Raw genomic sequence first — 15,413 nt, forward strand, 5'->3', positions numbered from 1 at the left:
TTATACAAATGAAAATAATAAAACGAATTTTAAAAATTGTCTTCGCTCTCATCGGCTTGCTTGTGCTCATAGGAATCATTACACTTTGGATTGATTCATCAGGAACAAATTATCTCGATATTAATAAGAATGAATCAATATCTAATAATTCTTATCTCATAAAGAATGTCAATGTTATCCCAATGAACCAAGACACTGTTTTAGTTAATAAAATGGTGTATATAAAAGAGGGGATTATTAATAAGATTGCTGATACTATTGAGGTCAATGGAATTCAAATTTTTGACGGAGAAGATAAGTATCTAACACCAGGACTTATCGATATGCACGTACATGTGTGGGATAGATATGAACTCGGACTTTACCTATCCAATGGTGTAACGGCAGTTAGAAATCTTTGGGGTATGCCAATGCATTTAAGAATTAAAGAAGATGTAATGGAAGAAAATATTTTTTCACCATCGTTTTTTACGACAGGACCAAAATTAACAGGCTCAGATTTCATTGGTGATGACAATTTAAATCTAAGTAATCCGAGTAAAGCTAAAGACAAGGTGATTTCATATAAAGACAGAGGTTACGATTTCATCAAAACATATTATGGATTGGATAAAGAGATTTTTGATGCTGTGATTGAACAAGCTAAGATTTCTGAAATTGACATTGTTGCTCACCCTTCTCAAAAAGTATCTTTTTCATATCATTTGAATTTTCAAATCAAAACTATTGAACATGCTGAAGAAATTGTACAGCAACCCTTACAGTTTGATTTAGATACTATTAAACTGCAACCCATAATAGATTCAATTTCGCAATCCAAACACACAAATTATAGTCCTACAATTACGGTATTTAATAATATTTATCAAATGATGATGGATGATTACATTTTAGAATCAGAATCATTAAAATACATGAATCCACTCATTAAAAAAACGGATAGCAAAGAACAGTTTGAACGTTGGTTTAATGCAAAAAAAGAAGATCCTACGACTGTTGATAGGATAAAAAAACAGCACGATTTTCATATGACCATCGTTAAAAAGCTACATGAAGCGGGTGTTACTATAATTTGTGGAACTGATGGCGGTATTGGAGTTACCCTTCCCGGTTTTTCAATCCATCAAGAACTGAATTTTTACAAAGAAGCTGGACTTTCTAATTACGAAGTTTTGAAAACGGCTACTGTAAATGCTTCCCAAACACATTCAATGATGAATCAACTTGGAACTATTGAAGAAGGCAAGATTGCCAACTTATTATTAGTGGATGAAAATCCTCTTGTTGAGTTATCGACACTTCGTAATCCAACCTATGTTTTTGTGAAGGGAAGAAAATTAAATAGAGAGACTTTGGATTCTTTTAATGAAAAGGCAAAAAACCGAAAGAATTTAATAGCTACGGCTCTTAGGTATTTGGAAAACTTAATTATTGAAAAATAAAATATAGGCTATAAAGTATTAAAATCAGAAATAGTCATATATCATTTAATCAAAAAAACTATTACAATCATCAATCAAATAAAGAATAAATATGTTTTTCAAAACTAAAGAAGGAAAAGAAAAAATCTTATTCCTTTACAATCAAAAGTTAAATAAGCTGAATATTGAATATTCAGAAAAATTGATAGAAACAAAGTTTGGAGTCACTAATGTTATCATTACTGGCGACACTAAAAACCCTCCATTAGTACTTATTCATGGCACAGGAGGTTGTGCACCACAAATTTTAGATTCTTTCCCCAATCTAGCTTCAAAATATTGTGTCTATGCCATTGATGTCTTAGCGCAGCCCAATAAAAGTGCAGAGAATAGGTTGGACATGAAATCTTTAGATTATGGAAAATGGCTTATTGAAATAATCATAAAACTAAGACTGAAAGACGTGACCCTAGTAGGTTTTTCTTTTGGTGGCTTCATTAGCTTAAAAGCACTGGAGTTTAACGAGACACCAATTAGAAGGGTTTTCTTAATCGCTCCAGTCTATATGGTAAATGGCAATCCTCTTGTAGGTTTGTTTAAAATGTTTCTACCATTAAAAAAGTTTATAAGAACTAACAATCAAAAGCACATTAAAAAGGTAATGAACGTACTTTTTTCTGAATACGATGATTTTGCTTTAGAGTTTATGTCTACTACGTTTCAACATTGCGATATGGATTTTTCTCCTTTACCAATACTATCTAAAAATGATGCAAATAGAATAAAAACACCGATTACCATTTTTGCCTGTGAAAAAGACATCATGTTTCCCGGAAAAAAAATGATTAAAAGAGCCAAACGAATATTCCCTTCTATCGAACAAGTTGTTTTGATTGAAGAGGCTAAACACGTACCAAATTCAAAGGATTTTAAAAAAATAGAAGATTTAATTATTGATAAAAACAGGCACTGAAATGATACAAGAAATTAAATCTTTAAAATTTCCCAAATCCAATATAATTTCAATAAATGGAATTGAGTTAGAAGTATTTGAAGCAGGTAAAGAAAATATTGGCAATCCGATTGTACTTTGTCATGGCTTTCCCGAACATGCCTTTTCTTGGCGTTATCAAATACCAGCGCTTGCTAAAGCTGGTTATCATGTCATTGTTCCAAATCAAAGAGGATATGGCAATTCATCGTGCCCTAAAGAAGTAACGGCATATGATATAACCCATTTAACAGATGATTTAGTGGCCTTACTTGATTATTACAACTACAGAGATGCTGTTTTTGTGGGTCATGATTGGGGCGCAAATGTAGTATGGAACCTTGCACTATTGCATCCAGAACGCGTAAATAAAATACTAAATCTTGCATTGCCTTATCAAGAACGAGGTGAAAAACCATGGATTCAGTTTATGGAAGAGATTTTTGGTGAAGATTTCTATTTTGTTCATTTTAATAAAAAACCAGGAGTAGCAGATGCTTTGTTAGAGAAACATGCAGAAAACTTTCTTCGTAATTTATTTCGTAAGAATGTGCCTCTTACACCTCCAGAACCGGGAATGTTATTGATGAATCTTGCAAAAGCGGAAAAGCCTTCTGGTGAGCCTATTATGAACGACGTTGATTTGTCTGTATTTGTAAGTGCCTTTAGAAATTCAGGATTTAATGGAGCTATTAATTGGTATAGAAACCTTGACCGAAACTGGCACGTATTAGCAGAAATAGATCCAATCATCAAACAACCTACTCTTATGATCTATGGTAATCTAGATATGATTCCAAAATTTGAAAGGCTACAGGATTTTGTTCCAAATTTGGATGTGATTAGTTTAGAGTGTGGCCATCACATTCAACAAGAATTACCACAAGAAACAAATGAATCGATTTTAAAATGGTTAGCAAAATTTAATGGTTAAAAAAGGATTGGAATCAAGAATGGTATTTTATAGAGAAGGAGCAGAATTTGTTAGAGACTATAGACAAGCCTTAATCTTTAAATCCATTTAAGTAACAATAACAAGAAATACATATGAAATATATATTTTTAATAATCGGCTTTATAAGCCTTAGTACTTCAATTTTTGCACAAACTGAAGTATCCAAAATAGAAAATACCATTTTAAACTATATAAACGGTACCTCCTACAACAAGTCTAAGCTCATAGAAAAGGCATTTTACCCCAGTGCAAATCTGTATTTAGAAAAAAAAGACAAAACACCTTGGACCGTTCCTGCCAAAGACTACGTAAGTTGGTATAAAAATAAAAAGGAAGGAGAGTTTACGGGAAGAATAGGAAATATTTTATCAATAGATAATTTTGAAGGTATAGCTACTGCAAAAGCCGAAATTATTATCCCTAAGGGTGGTGAGAGATACATTGATTTGTTTTTATTAAAAAAAATTAAAAACGAATGGAAAATTATTAGTAAAACTGCTATCAGTGAAAAAAGTAACCAAAATGGTAATAAAATATTATTTATAGTATCAAATGTCTCATTCCATGGAGCATCTCAATTTCCAACAGGGAATAGCTTTTCGGAAATTGTTAATGCGTATGATACGTTTAAAAAGGAAGGATTTACTGTAGACTTCGTTAGTCCAAAAGGAGGTAGTATTCCATTAGCTTATATTAATACATCTGACTCACTCCAAAAAAATCTGCTTTACAGTGAAGACTTTATGTATGCTTTAAAACACACCAAAAAGCCTAAAGAAATTATTACAAAAGATTATAAAGCGGTTCATTATATCGGAGGTGGAAGTGCAATCTATGATGTACCAAAGAATAAAGAAATTCAAAAAATAACAATGACCATTTTTGAAGAATATAATGGTATTGTCTCTTCAGTATGTCATGGAACGGCTGGTATTGTTAATTTAAAAACAAAAGATGGGAAGTACTTGGTAAATAATAAAATAATTAGTGGATTCCCAGAAGCTTATGAAAAAGAGGGTGCTGAATATTTTAAGCAATTCCCTTTTTTAATTCAAAAGACCATAGAAGAAAGAGGTGGAATATTTAAATATTCTCCTAGAAACTCGGTACATGTAGAGGTACAAGGAAATGTAATTACAGGTCAAAATTATTTATCATCTAAAGATGTAGCATTAAAAATAATCGAAAATTTAAATAATCGAGAAATCAGTCAATAAAATGAAAAAATTAAACCAAATTTCACTAACATATTTTTGCATAATAGTATTGATGGGTAGTACAGTTTCATGCTCAAATGATGATAATATTGCGGGTTTTAATCGTGCTTATTTAAGCATACCCGATTCAAGTTTTGAAGCGATACTTATAAAAACAGGTGTAGATTCTGATGGTATTATAAATCAGCAAATGCTAAGCAGTGATGCTGAAGGAATAACTACCCTTGACTTAAGTAATCTAGAATATGGAGCTATTACTGATTTAACAGGAATAGAAGGCTTTACCAGTTTAAGAAAATTAATTGCCACCCAACATGATATAGCACAAATTGATTTAAGTGATAATTTAAATTTGGATACGTTAAATCTTGCGGGTAATAAATTGTTAAGTATTGATATTAGCAACAACAGTAAACTAGTTTTACTTGATTTGACTGCTAATGAAATGAATTCAGTCGTTGGATTATCAGAATTGGGTGAATTAAAAGAGTTGGAATTGTCTTGGAATTATTTTGAAACTTTTAGTATTTCTAGCGAGTCGTTACAGGTTTTACATATGAGTAATAATGATTTGTATTCACTCAACATTAGTTCAGCTCCAAATCTAAAAAACCTACTTTTAACATCAAATAAATTGCAAAGTTTAGAGGTGATTTCAAATAAAAAGTTAGAAACATTACTGGTTTCTGATAATGAGCTGCAAACTATAAATCTCTTTGAAAATCATAATTTAACGCATCTTTATATCACCAGTAATTCCTTGGATAGGTTAAACGTAAGTTTTAATCAAAACCTTATTGATTTGAAAGTAGATAGAAATCCAAATCTGTCATGTATTAAAGTTCTTGATGGACAAAATATTCCACAGATTTCTAAATCAGATCATCAAGAGCTAAATGATGATTGCAATTAAAAACGCCATTGCAGATAATTGCCAAAAAGGCTCACTAAATTGAATATTAGGTATTTACTACCCTCAATAAGATATAAAAATCATGAATAGAACATATGTTTTATTACTAATAGTACAAGATAACTTTATTGTAAATAACATTATATCAGTTGATTACAAGGAAATCCGTGAGTGTTTTTTTAATTAAAAAGTACTCACCGAATAGGTCACATAAAATACGGTTTCAAAACGCTTCAAATGAAACCATATAAAATGAAAAACCCTGTAAATCATACGATTACAGGGTTTTTGTACTGTTGTAAAATAATTTCAGTGGAGCCGGAGGGATTCGAACCCTCGTCCAAACAAGCAATTAAAATGCTTTCTACATGTTTAGGATCTGATTAATTTTCGATGTGTACCTGACCAGAAACCGCCTAATACACACTTATCTTCTTAAGATTTTGGTGGTGACGCCAAAGCGAGCGTACACCCTTATGTTGATTTTTCTGGTGCTCCTAAGTGAATCGCCATCAACAAGGGCTATTCAGGAACATCTCGCTTCCCTACCTTGTAGGGACGAGGCTAATCTTACTATGATTCAGATTAAGCGGCAAGAGCGTAATTATTTTCGCCAATTAAAAGTGTGAAAAATGAGATTAACGAGCTGTTTCCCAGCGCTCGACATGCTTACATTCCAACTGGTCTCGCTGTCAAAACCGGTCGGCCCCAATATGTAAATGAACTTTGAAGTCAAATTTTAGCTTTATAAATAAGCTAATAAATAACGGGCAGCAAAGCTAACAAAACTTTGGCAACCACTATAATTTTTATTTAGACCCAAGCCAAGTGTTTCTAATTGTATAATTTAGTGCAATATTTATACCAAACCCATATGAAGTTCGGAATCATTAGAGAACGTAAGAATCCGCCAGATAAGCGCGTAGTTCTATCACCTAAAGCATGTCAAAAAGTCTTGAATACGTATTCAAAGGCAGAAATTATCGTAGAGCCCTCCCCAATTAGAGCTTATGCCGATGCAGATTATCAAGATTTAGACATCACGGTTGCAAATGACATGGAATCTTGTGATGTACTATTGGGTGTTAAAGAAGTGCCTATTGATGCGTTGATTCCGCATAAAAAATACTTCTTCTTTTCGCACACCATTAAAAAGCAACCTTATAATAGAGATTTACTTCGTGCGATTTTAGACAAGAATATTGAATTGTACGATCATGAGGTAATTACCAATAAACAGGAACAGCGAGTGGTTGCCTTTGGTAGATATGCAGGTATTGTTGGTGCCTATAATGGGTTTCGTGCATACGGACTCAAATATGACGCTTTTCAATTACCAAAAGCAAATGATTTGCCAGACCAACAAGCTTTAATTGAAGAACTTAAAAACATCAAACTCCCTAACATAAAAGTTTTGCTTACCGGTAGGGGCAGAGTAGGTAATGGCGCTAGAGAAATGTTGGATGGTATGGGTATGCGTAGGGTAAATGTTACCGAATTTTTAGAAGAAATATTCAATGAGCCAGTGTACTGCCAAATTGATGCAGGTGAATATAATAAGCGTAAAGATGGTGTACGCGGTAATAAAGCTGATTTTTTCGCAAATCCGGAAGAATACAAGTCCAATTTTTTTAGGTTTGCTAAGGTGACGGACTTCTATATAGCCGGTCATTTTTATGGTCAAGGGGCTCCTTATTTATTTACAAGGGATGACGCAAAACATGTAGATTTTAAAATTAAGGTTGTTGCCGATATAAGCTGTGATATTGACGGACCGGTTGCTTCAACTATTAAACCTTCTACCATTGCTGACCCCATTTATGGTTATGATCCAGCAACGGAATCTGAAGCTGATTTTAAAAATGAGAATGCCATTGCAGTTATGGCGGTAGACAATTTACCTTGTGAGTTACCTAGAGATGCAAGTGAAGGGTTTGGTGAAGCTTTTATAAAAAATGTGATCCCGGCTTTCTTTAACAATGATAAAGATGGTGTTCTTGAAAGGGCTAGAATGACCAAGGAAGGAAAACTTACAGAGCGTTTTAGCTATTTAAAAGATTACATAGCTTAATCGATCGTTCTTTCTCGCATTGTTTTTATAATGTTAATCAATTGTTAATTTTATGTTATATTGTGGTTGGCAATAACTGATAAGACATGAATTTCAATTGGATATTAGGTGATAACGATGATAAATCATTTCATAAGCTATGCATTGATATTGAATATGAGCTTAGACCGAAAATTGTTAAGTTTCTAATTGCTAACAACGACTGTTTAGATGGTTGTACAGATTTTTCCTGTTTCCATTTTGATGTGGATTTTCAATCAAGAAGCATCTCTGTTTCTCAATTAACCCCTGCCAAATATAGAAATGCAATAAAAGCACGGTTGGAAAGGGAAATTACCTTTTAACTTCACTTTGAAGTGGTGCTCGAATTTGAATTTTCTTGTTATGCTCAAAGTGCTATAGGTATCAATTTTTTTTAAAAAATGGGTTTGTATTATGTGCTAGTATTGATACGCTTAATGGATGCTTATGTTTTTTTTGCAAAATACTATCAATCTGCTTTCGTCTTCTTTTCAGTCTCATTTAATTTACCCACAATAAGTAGCCCTAAAAGACTAAGTATTATCCAAAATACATCGATGAAAAGTATTTGATCATACCCATTTGCGTAGCTTACCCAGATCCAATTACCCGTACAGAAACCATTTACCAGCGGAATAGCCAAACCTATTAAACTGCCCAAAAGCAAGGTGTATTTGTTGGTGAAATAATTGTCCTTTTTAATAATGAAGAAGATGGTAATCAATAACCAACCAATAAAGTAAAATTTATACAATAAGCTCATCCCAGCGGGGTTAATTACCTGTACCAAAACAAATGAAAGTGCGGTTATTGGGTAAAGACTTAAACAAATGGCTAAATAATAACGTACAACCGCCTCATTGAATTTCTTTTTCCTGGGGGGTATGTTTTTTTTGTTTCGTGCTGTTAACCAAATAAGTACTCCGCTTAGTATAACAAAGCACCCTATTAAACCTAGTACAAAAGAGATAATTCGCAATCCGTAACCGCCATAATCACCTAAATGAAGCCTGTAGAAAATACCCTTAACAGCATCTAAATACGATGTTTTTTTAGTTGGGTCTTTAACACTGTAAATGCTATTCTCGGCAGCATTGAATATAGTGTAGCCGTATCCATTTATTTTATCTTTATAGTCTAAATTTCCACTTACCGATACATGCATGCCTGTATCTCCATAATTGAAAATATGTACCTCATTTACTTTAAACCCTTCCCAGTTGTCCTTCACCTGTTGTACCAAAGCATTTATACTAACAGGTTTCTCTAAAGGAGAATTTTGGAACTCAAATTCTGGATGAGTATATTCTAGATCTTCATATAGCTTGTTATCGTCACCATCATATAATGCCAGTGCTGTTGGGGCGATTAAAAGCACTTTTAGCATAAAGAACGTACCGGTTACGGCATAAACGAATTGAAAGGGAAAACCGATAACGCCTAAAGCTGTATGCGCATCTGTCCATACCGTTTTCAATTTTGTCATAGGTCTGAATACATAGAAATTAGAAATAATTTTATCCCAATGAACTATGATACCCGTAATTAGAGCGAAGAGAAAAAAGAAAGCAACAAATCCTGATAAATAATACCCGAAAGGGTGAGGTAGTTGTGCAAAAAAATGTAGTCTGTATAAAAACTCACCTAATGAATATGAGCTTACATAATTTGTGGTAGACTTGTCTTTGGTGTTCAGATAATAAAAAGAACGAGCAGCTTTTTCTTTCGAAAGCAAGGTGTCTTTAGATGCGCCTAAACTAACTCCGATGTTCTGTTCGTTATAATAGTGTTTTAATTCAATATCTCTACTGAAAAGGCTTTTTTCGTTAGACATTTGTTTAAAAGTGTCATCAAAATCTAATTGAATTTCTTCTGCTACTTCAACGTTGTGCCCACGTTCCCAATTAACAATTTCATCTCTAAAGAATGCAAATGAACCGGTAAAGAAAATAACATAAAGAGCAACACTAATTACAATACCGCTAACGGTATGCAAATGAAAGAGAATATTATAGGTTCTTTTGCTCATTATACTAAAGGATTTAATGCTTTGCCATAAAACATGATAATTGACAATATGATGGATGCCAATAGATATATTCCCCAAATTTTCCATCCGCTTTTGGCAAGAAAGGCGACTATCATTAATCCTACCCAAAGTATTAAAGAACTATAGGTACTGGTGATAATTACATTGACATGATCAAACCAACTGGCAATAGCTAAATGAAATAGTATAGATACCATAAAGCCACCTACAATTGCGGCGGTTATTTTGGAGAATCGGGACCAAAAAGAAGGATTCAGATATTTTGTATTAGCAGGCATATTAAAGAATTGAGAGTTCCATTAGAAATAGGATCAAAATGGTTGGTAGTATTGTTTTATAGGTGATAAGGTGCAAGGGTTGTAAGAGTATAACAAGGCTTGCTATGGTCATTAAGATGATGGTAAAAGTAAAAATACCTGAACCCCAACCAAATTGATATATGGTTAGGGAGCAGGCAAACAACAGCAAGACATAACCTAAAGAATTTGCTGCTTTACTTTTCTGTTGGCACCAGTTTTCAATATATAAGTGTACAGGTACTTTTTGTCTTTTTGTTGAGGCATAACCCAAATAGAAACCTGTAAAGCTTAGTATTAGAATTAGGGTAATCATCTGTTTTATTTAATTGTTAATGCAATACGTAGCACAGTGCCAAACAAATTCATAGTCCTTACCATTGTAGGTACCTGGTACTCGCTCTTCATAAATTGTTTCCATAGTATACTTTGTGTTCCATGGTAATGAGAAAATTACTTCACCATTTTCATCGGTTTCAAGAGTCTTGCTCCATAGGTCAGAGACATAAATCTTAAACTCGTTTTTTGCGAGGGGTTTTCCTTTAAATAATACTTGTAGTTTAATTTCATCATCTTCGTTTGCCAATTCTTTTATAACTATTCCATCTTCATTTAAGGTTTTGGTTTCGCTAATTTTATTACCTACCTGAACTTTGGCGGTAGATTGGTAGTGTGTTTTAAAAATTCCGAAATCCCACTTGGTATAGTCTAAAACTTCTATGTTATCGTTGTTCAAAGCAACAGTGTAGGTGCCGTTAATTTTAGGAGTGAAATAGGCAACGTAGTAATTTTCCTTTGCGGTGGACTTAAGAGCTGTTTTTGTGCCATCTGGATGAATAAGCCACAAATTGAACTTTGAAACCGATGGGTAGTTTTCTCCTTTGACTTTTTCAATGACGCCGTGGGTGTATTCTCCAAAATAGACACGAACCTCTTGTTTTTTGTTCAAGTTTCCGGTACCGTCGGTTTCAAGCCACAAATAATGAGCAAACATGGGCGAAACGGTAAATAGTAAAAAGCCTATTGTAATAAGTATTTTTTTCATAATGTATTGTTTTAAGGTTAAGCCCTCAGTAGAACTGAGGGATAACCAATTTGAACTAACTCAACAAAAACTGTCTTAGTATTTTCTAAAAATTGTAGGTTACAGTTACCCTACCATTGATGCCAGGTTCTGACTGCCAGTATAAATATGTGGCATAATTAGAGCCAGAATAGAGGTATTCATCTAGTATGTTGTTTATGTTTAGTTGTACTCTAAATTTGTCATTGCTCCAAGACAAGGCACCATCTAGCCTAAAATAGTCTGGTAATTGAGATTCATTATCTGCACCCCAAGACCAAGTAGAACGATCAATTTGATATTGATAGCCTAATGAACCACCAAACCCATGTAATTTTGAATCGTTTGAGAATTTATAGTTAAGCCATCCGTTGGTTATGTGTTTGGCATGGCCGGCTACACGTTGACCAATGTTTTCTGGGTCGGTGTCTTCCGTAATTTCGACATTGGTATTGGCGTAGTTAAGAATAACATTTAACTCGGGAGTAATTTCGCCCTGCAAATCAAACTCGATACCTTTTGATTGTATTTCACCTAATTGTATAGAGAAATTAGGATTCTCTGGATCCGTCACCAATACGTTTTGTTTGGTAATCTGGTAGGCGCCCAAAGATGTTCTTAACCTACCATTGAAGAAACTCTTTTTTAAACCTCCTTCTATATCATTGGCATCAACTGGATCAAATGCTTCACCACTGAAACTAACACCGCTTTGACCAATGAAGGAACGGTCATAAAGTCCGTATGCGGTTAAAGTTGGTAGTATATCTACACTTAGACCAATACGTGGGGTAATTTTTGAATCTGTTTCGTCTTTACCTCTTGTAAATAAATGTGTATATCTACCTGCAAGTGTTAATCGGGCTTTGTCATTAAAGAAGCCAATTTCATCTTGTAGGTATGCAGAACGGTTGATGCCACCGTAATTGTAGATGTTGTCCCTGTATTGTACAGGTATAGATTTTTCAAAAACAGGTAGTTCGGTATTACCGTAAACAGGGTTGTAAATATTAAATGGCTGTTCGGTATCGGTAATGGCAAATTGATTGAAATCTGCCCAGTATTCTTTTTGGCTGTAGTCAAATCCTCCAAGTAGCTTATGGGTTATACTACCGGTTTTAAATGCTCCGGAAATATAACTTTGGAAGTATTTTCCAACGGATAAAGCATCCCAATTACTAATATATCTTACGGCGTCTCCATTTTCTTCCATAGACCATACCCAAGTTGAATTTCCTACTTGATCATAGCGTAATGAGCCGAACTTTGTTTCCCAGTTCCAATCTTTATTAAAATCATGTTTTATGGTACCAAAGAAAGTAACTTCTTGAATGTCGGATGCTGGGTAGTTGGTATCGGTAAATTTAAAATCTCTGTCTAAACTACCGTAACCATCGTCATTTGGAGCAAAAACATATGCGGCACCCATATAGCTTTCTGCCTGCTGTACATTTAGTTCTGCCGTTACGGATGTCTTTTTTGATAGGTTGTAGGTAAGGGCAGGGGCAAAGCCATAACGTTCGGCATCTTCATTGCCTCTATGGCTGTCAGATGTTTGGTACATGGCGTTAAAACGATACAATAATTTACCGTTTTCTGTTGCTTTACCACCAAGATCTAGCGTAGCACGGTAATTGTCAAAACTACCTGCCATAAAGGAAACTTGACGAATGGTTTTATCGGTCGGTTTTTTAGTAACCACATTATAGAATCCGCCAGGTTCACCGGCAGACATCATAAAACCTGCAGGTCCTTTTACAAATTCTATCTGATCTACAAATGCCATATCTTCAGATAAAGGTCCCCAAGAATCTTGTACATTAAATCCGTTTCTAAAGGCCGGTAACCTAAATCCTCTCATATTTACCCTGGCGAAATTTCCCCAGTGTTCTAGCATCGTTACACCAGACACATTTCTAATAACGCCGTCCATTATGCTAGTAACTTGTTGGTCTTGTAGCAGTTCACTACTTATAATTTGAATGTTCTGTGGAAGTTTGGCAACTTCGGTTTTTAGCCTCAATGTTGACGATGGTGTGTTTACGGCATATTTATTATGATGGCCTTGTACCGTTACTTCGTTTAATTGTTCACTTTTTTCAGGTAATAAAACTGTTTGTATTTGTGTTACTTTATTGGCAATGACATTGGTAGTAATTTGCTCGGTGTCATGACCCATAATCGAGAATGTTAGGGTATACGAACCAGATGCCAGGTCGGTAATTTTGAATCTTCCATTAGCATTAGTGGTGGTACCTAAACTTGTATGAGATATTGAGATATTTACATTTGCCAGTGGTTTATTGTTTTGATCGACAACCAATCCGGCTAGTCCCCCAGATTGCGCGTATGTGCTTACTGAGCATATTAAAAAGGTTAGTATGGCGTAAAGATTCTTCATTTATTATTTGTTATTTTTAATTAGTCTAAATAAATTTGATGCGAATTTATAACCTAGTCTTGGATTAGGAATGACGTGAAATGGTAAAAAAAAGACGCAATTTTACAGATGTACAGATTGTAGACTTATGTAAGTCGAAAGAAATCTCATATAGTGAAATTGCCGATTGCGTTGAGATAGGGCAAGACCATGATATTGACCATAGGGTATACAGCATAAAAGAGCAATTTGGTCAAGGTAGTATTGATGAAATTCAATTTGAAGATGTTAGTATTACTACACTGTTCTTAAGGCTGCATTCAGATATAGTTTTAAAACAAAAGCTGACAATAGATTTTGTGCAACTCACTTTTTTAATTGAAGGGGAGCGAGTAATATCTGTCGCCGATTGTGACGATATTTTCTTAACGAGCGGCGATTCGTATATGGCTAATATTAAATCGTTCAATGGTACTTCTAAAATAGCCGGAAATAAAACTTATAAAGAAATCAAAATAAGATTGTCTGCCGCATTCTTAAAGAAACATGGCTTTTTCAATGATATTAAGTTAAAAGAACTTATTGATGATAATTTAATAGTTCCCATTTCAAATGAAATGAGGAGTATTTTAGAATCTTTTGATAAATTGAATTTTGAAGGTACAGCTAGACTAATTTATTTAAAAGCGAAGGTTTTTGAAATGTTGGCCATACAAGTTTCTAATTACAAAAAAGAGCATTTTAAAAACAACTCCATTCAAAGTAGTCAAAGGGTAAAGAAACTTTTATGTGTTCAGAAAAAAATCGATCAACATTTAGAAATTAATTTTTCGGTTGCAGAATTGTCTAAAGAGGTCGGTATGAACAAGACGGTATTGAATAGGGAATTTTTACGGGTTTTTGGGCAAACGGTTCATGAGTATAGTATCAATCAAAAAATAGAAAAGGCTAAATTATTATTGGTGAATACAGATTTACCTATTTATGAAATAGCGGAACAGATTGGTTATAAGAATGCGACCCATTTTTCTGCAGCTTTTAAGCGACAAGAGGGTACTAGCCCTAAAAAATATAAAACATCGGTGTTATAAAAAGTACAGCACTAAAACCGTTAATTGATCAACGAAACACCAATGCCTAACGTAGTTTGTCTGTGGTTATAGTCAATTAAAGTCTCTCCATAACCATCAAAGAATTGTACATGCCCATTAAAGTTTTTATGTATTGGAAAAGACCAGTTCAATTGTAAGCTGCCCCTGCTTTTATCTCCTAAGTTTAGTGAGTGTCGGGCGATGGCTCTAAAGCGTTGTCTGCCCCAATCATACGTAATATCGGCTTCACCACGCCCTATGTAATCAGATATGTTTTCGTTATCGTCTATTTTACTGCCTATACGTAACCAAGGTTTAAGCATTACTTGCCAGTTGCCTTTTTCAAAACCGGCGTGTAAAGCAATACGGTTCCAACTTCGGGATATGGGATCTGACTGTCCGTTAGATTCATGTATTATTGATAGACCAACCATTTTTGCATCAAACCCTAGAATAGGAAATTTAATAGGGAAATTGGCAATAATTTCTGGCTTGTAATTGAGTTCACGAAAAGGTCTTGATCGCTCGGTATTATAAATTTGCCAATAGGCAGTTTGTGAGTAACCCATCCAAAGGTCCATATGTCCGCCTAACATATTGTGGAAAATCTTTGTTTTTAAACTGATCTGAAATTTTGCCTCCACAGCATTTAAACTGTTGGGTTCGTCTAAGACTTTATCTGAATTTTCGGCTACTGGAAACTCGTTTGGGTTGGTGGAGTATTTGGCTAAGGTCATATAAATGGGCTTGTAAGAGGTAAGTATAAAGTTACCACGATGGTGCTCATCATCAAGTTCCCATAATTCGGTTAAGCTTTTACTATTGTTAAAATACCAATTGTCATCTTCACTATCTTGTGATAAACAAATAGTACAAGCAAAAAATAACAATGCGGATAGTATTGAAGTTGTTTTTGTATTCATGATGAATTTTAATGTGGCAAA

The 15,413-nt window shown here is 34.1% G+C and carries 14 protein-coding genes and 1 other RNA gene; 8 read left to right on the forward strand and 7 right to left on the reverse strand.

What is annotated here, in order from left to right:
* Positions 1 to 8 precede the first annotated feature (8 nt).
* The 5 genes from DCS95_RS09515 (at position 9) to DCS95_RS09535 (ending at position 5,497) form a co-directional block, all read left to right on the forward strand.
* Positions 9 to 1,442: an amidohydrolase family protein gene (locus DCS95_RS09515; protein ID WP_116770544.1), complete on the forward strand. Its 1,434-nt coding sequence runs from the start codon at positions 9 to 11 to the stop codon at positions 1,440 to 1,442.
* 91 nt (positions 1,443 to 1,533) lie between these two features.
* Entirely contained in the window at positions 1,534 to 2,394 is an 861-nt protein-coding gene (locus tag DCS95_RS09520; protein ID WP_116770545.1) for an alpha/beta fold hydrolase, read from the forward strand.
* Position 2,395: 1 nt separating this feature from the next.
* Entirely contained in the window at positions 2,396 to 3,346 is a 951-nt protein-coding gene (locus DCS95_RS09525; RefSeq protein ID WP_116770546.1) for an alpha/beta fold hydrolase, read from the forward strand.
* 113 nt (positions 3,347 to 3,459) lie between these two features.
* Positions 3,460 to 4,584: a nuclear transport factor 2 family protein gene (locus DCS95_RS09530; protein ID WP_116770547.1), complete on the forward strand. Its 1,125-nt coding sequence runs from the start codon at positions 3,460 to 3,462 to the stop codon at positions 4,582 to 4,584.
* A gap of 1 nt (position 4,585) precedes the next feature.
* A complete protein-coding gene (locus tag DCS95_RS09535) occupies positions 4,586 to 5,497 on the forward strand; it encodes a leucine-rich repeat domain-containing protein (RefSeq protein ID WP_164674160.1) in 912 nt (303 codons plus the stop codon).
* Between the two features lie 310 nt (positions 5,498 to 5,807).
* Here DCS95_RS09535 and ssrA read toward each other — a convergent pair.
* Positions 5,808 to 6,207: a transfer-messenger RNA gene (gene ssrA / locus DCS95_RS09540) on the reverse strand.
* Positions 6,208 to 6,371: 164 nt separating this feature from the next.
* On the opposite strand from ssrA, the gene DCS95_RS09545 reads away from it, so the two are divergent.
* Positions 6,372 to 7,568 (forward strand): NAD(P)-dependent oxidoreductase, encoded by a 1,197-nt coding sequence (locus tag DCS95_RS09545; protein WP_116770549.1) that lies wholly within the window; start codon positions 6,372 to 6,374, stop codon positions 7,566 to 7,568.
* 86 nt (positions 7,569 to 7,654) lie between these two features.
* A complete protein-coding gene (locus DCS95_RS09550) occupies positions 7,655 to 7,912 on the forward strand; it encodes a hypothetical protein (RefSeq protein WP_116770550.1) in 258 nt (85 codons plus the stop codon).
* Between the two features lie 146 nt (positions 7,913 to 8,058).
* Here the strand turns inward: DCS95_RS09550 and DCS95_RS09555 are convergent, their stop codons facing one another.
* The 5 genes from DCS95_RS09555 to DCS95_RS09575 form a co-directional block, all read right to left on the reverse strand.
* On the reverse strand, positions 8,059 to 9,618 hold the full coding sequence (locus tag DCS95_RS09555; protein WP_116770551.1) for a PepSY-associated TM helix domain-containing protein: 1,560 nt from the start codon (positions 9,616 to 9,618) through the stop codon (positions 8,059 to 8,061).
* Positions 9,618 to 9,917 carry a hypothetical protein gene (locus tag DCS95_RS09560; protein WP_116770552.1) on the reverse strand — a complete coding sequence of 100 codons (300 nt, stop codon included), beginning with the start codon at positions 9,915 to 9,917 and terminating at the stop codon, positions 9,618 to 9,620. Before DCS95_RS09560 ends, DCS95_RS09555 begins: the two co-directional genes overlap by 1 nt.
* A 1-nt stretch (position 9,918) precedes the next feature.
* A complete protein-coding gene (locus tag DCS95_RS09565; RefSeq protein WP_116770553.1) occupies positions 9,919 to 10,251 on the reverse strand; it encodes a hypothetical protein in 333 nt (110 codons plus the stop codon).
* A 9-nt stretch (positions 10,252 to 10,260) separates the two neighbouring features.
* The gene (locus DCS95_RS09570; RefSeq protein ID WP_116770554.1) at positions 10,261 to 10,980 is read right to left on the reverse strand and encodes a DUF4198 domain-containing protein; all 720 of its coding nucleotides are present in this window, start codon (positions 10,978 to 10,980) and stop codon (positions 10,261 to 10,263) included.
* Between the two features lie 85 nt (positions 10,981 to 11,065).
* Positions 11,066 to 13,399: a TonB-dependent receptor gene (locus tag DCS95_RS09575; RefSeq protein WP_116770555.1), complete on the reverse strand. Its 2,334-nt coding sequence runs from the start codon at positions 13,397 to 13,399 to the stop codon at positions 11,066 to 11,068.
* An 80-nt stretch (positions 13,400 to 13,479) separates the two neighbouring features.
* Here DCS95_RS09575 and DCS95_RS09580 point away from each other — a divergent pair, with 80 nt between their 5' ends.
* Positions 13,480 to 14,469 carry a helix-turn-helix domain-containing protein gene (locus DCS95_RS09580; protein ID WP_116770556.1) on the forward strand — a complete coding sequence of 330 codons (990 nt, stop codon included), beginning with the start codon at positions 13,480 to 13,482 and terminating at the stop codon, positions 14,467 to 14,469.
* A 20-nt stretch (positions 14,470 to 14,489) separates the two neighbouring features.
* Here DCS95_RS09580 and DCS95_RS09585 read toward each other — a convergent pair whose 3' ends face one another.
* Positions 14,490 to 15,392, reverse strand: coding sequence for a phospholipase A (locus DCS95_RS09585; RefSeq protein ID WP_116770932.1), 903 nt, complete (start codon positions 15,390 to 15,392; stop codon positions 14,490 to 14,492).
* Positions 15,393 to 15,413: the final 21 nt, after the last annotated feature.

Origin of the sequence: Maribacter litoralis (assembly GCF_003075045.1) — a bacterium.
In the GTDB taxonomy this organism is placed as follows: Bacteria; Bacteroidota; Bacteroidia; order Flavobacteriales; family Flavobacteriaceae; genus Maribacter; species Maribacter litoralis.

Coding starts and splice junctions, on each gene's coding strand:
- DCS95_RS09515 (WP_116770544.1), top strand. CDS start 9: ATGAAAATAATAAAACGAATTTTAAAAATTGTCTTCGCTCTCATCGGC.
- DCS95_RS09520 (WP_116770545.1), top strand. CDS start 1,534: ATGTTTTTCAAAACTAAAGAAGGAAAAGAAAAAATCTTATTCCTTTAC.
- DCS95_RS09525 (WP_116770546.1), top strand. CDS start 2,396: ATGATACAAGAAATTAAATCTTTAAAATTTCCCAAATCCAATATAATT.
- DCS95_RS09530 (WP_116770547.1), top strand. CDS start 3,460: ATGAAATATATATTTTTAATAATCGGCTTTATAAGCCTTAGTACTTCA.
- DCS95_RS09535 (WP_164674160.1), top strand. CDS start 4,586: ATGAAAAAATTAAACCAAATTTCACTAACATATTTTTGCATAATAGTA.
- DCS95_RS09545 (WP_116770549.1), top strand. CDS start 6,372: ATGAAGTTCGGAATCATTAGAGAACGTAAGAATCCGCCAGATAAGCGC.
- DCS95_RS09550 (WP_116770550.1), top strand. CDS start 7,655: ATGAATTTCAATTGGATATTAGGTGATAACGATGATAAATCATTTCAT.
- DCS95_RS09555 (WP_116770551.1), bottom strand. CDS start 9,618: ATGAGCAAAAGAACCTATAATATTCTCTTTCATTTGCATACCGTTAGC.
- DCS95_RS09560 (WP_116770552.1), bottom strand. CDS start 9,917: ATGCCTGCTAATACAAAATATCTGAATCCTTCTTTTTGGTCCCGATTC.
- DCS95_RS09565 (WP_116770553.1), bottom strand. CDS start 10,251: ATGATTACCCTAATTCTAATACTAAGCTTTACAGGTTTCTATTTGGGT.
- DCS95_RS09570 (WP_116770554.1), bottom strand. CDS start 10,980: ATGAAAAAAATACTTATTACAATAGGCTTTTTACTATTTACCGTTTCG.
- DCS95_RS09575 (WP_116770555.1), bottom strand. CDS start 13,399: ATGAAGAATCTTTACGCCATACTAACCTTTTTAATATGCTCAGTAAGC.
- DCS95_RS09580 (WP_116770556.1), top strand. CDS start 13,480: ATGGTAAAAAAAAGACGCAATTTTACAGATGTACAGATTGTAGACTTA.
- DCS95_RS09585 (WP_116770932.1), bottom strand. CDS start 15,392: ATGAATACAAAAACAACTTCAATACTATCCGCATTGTTATTTTTTGCT.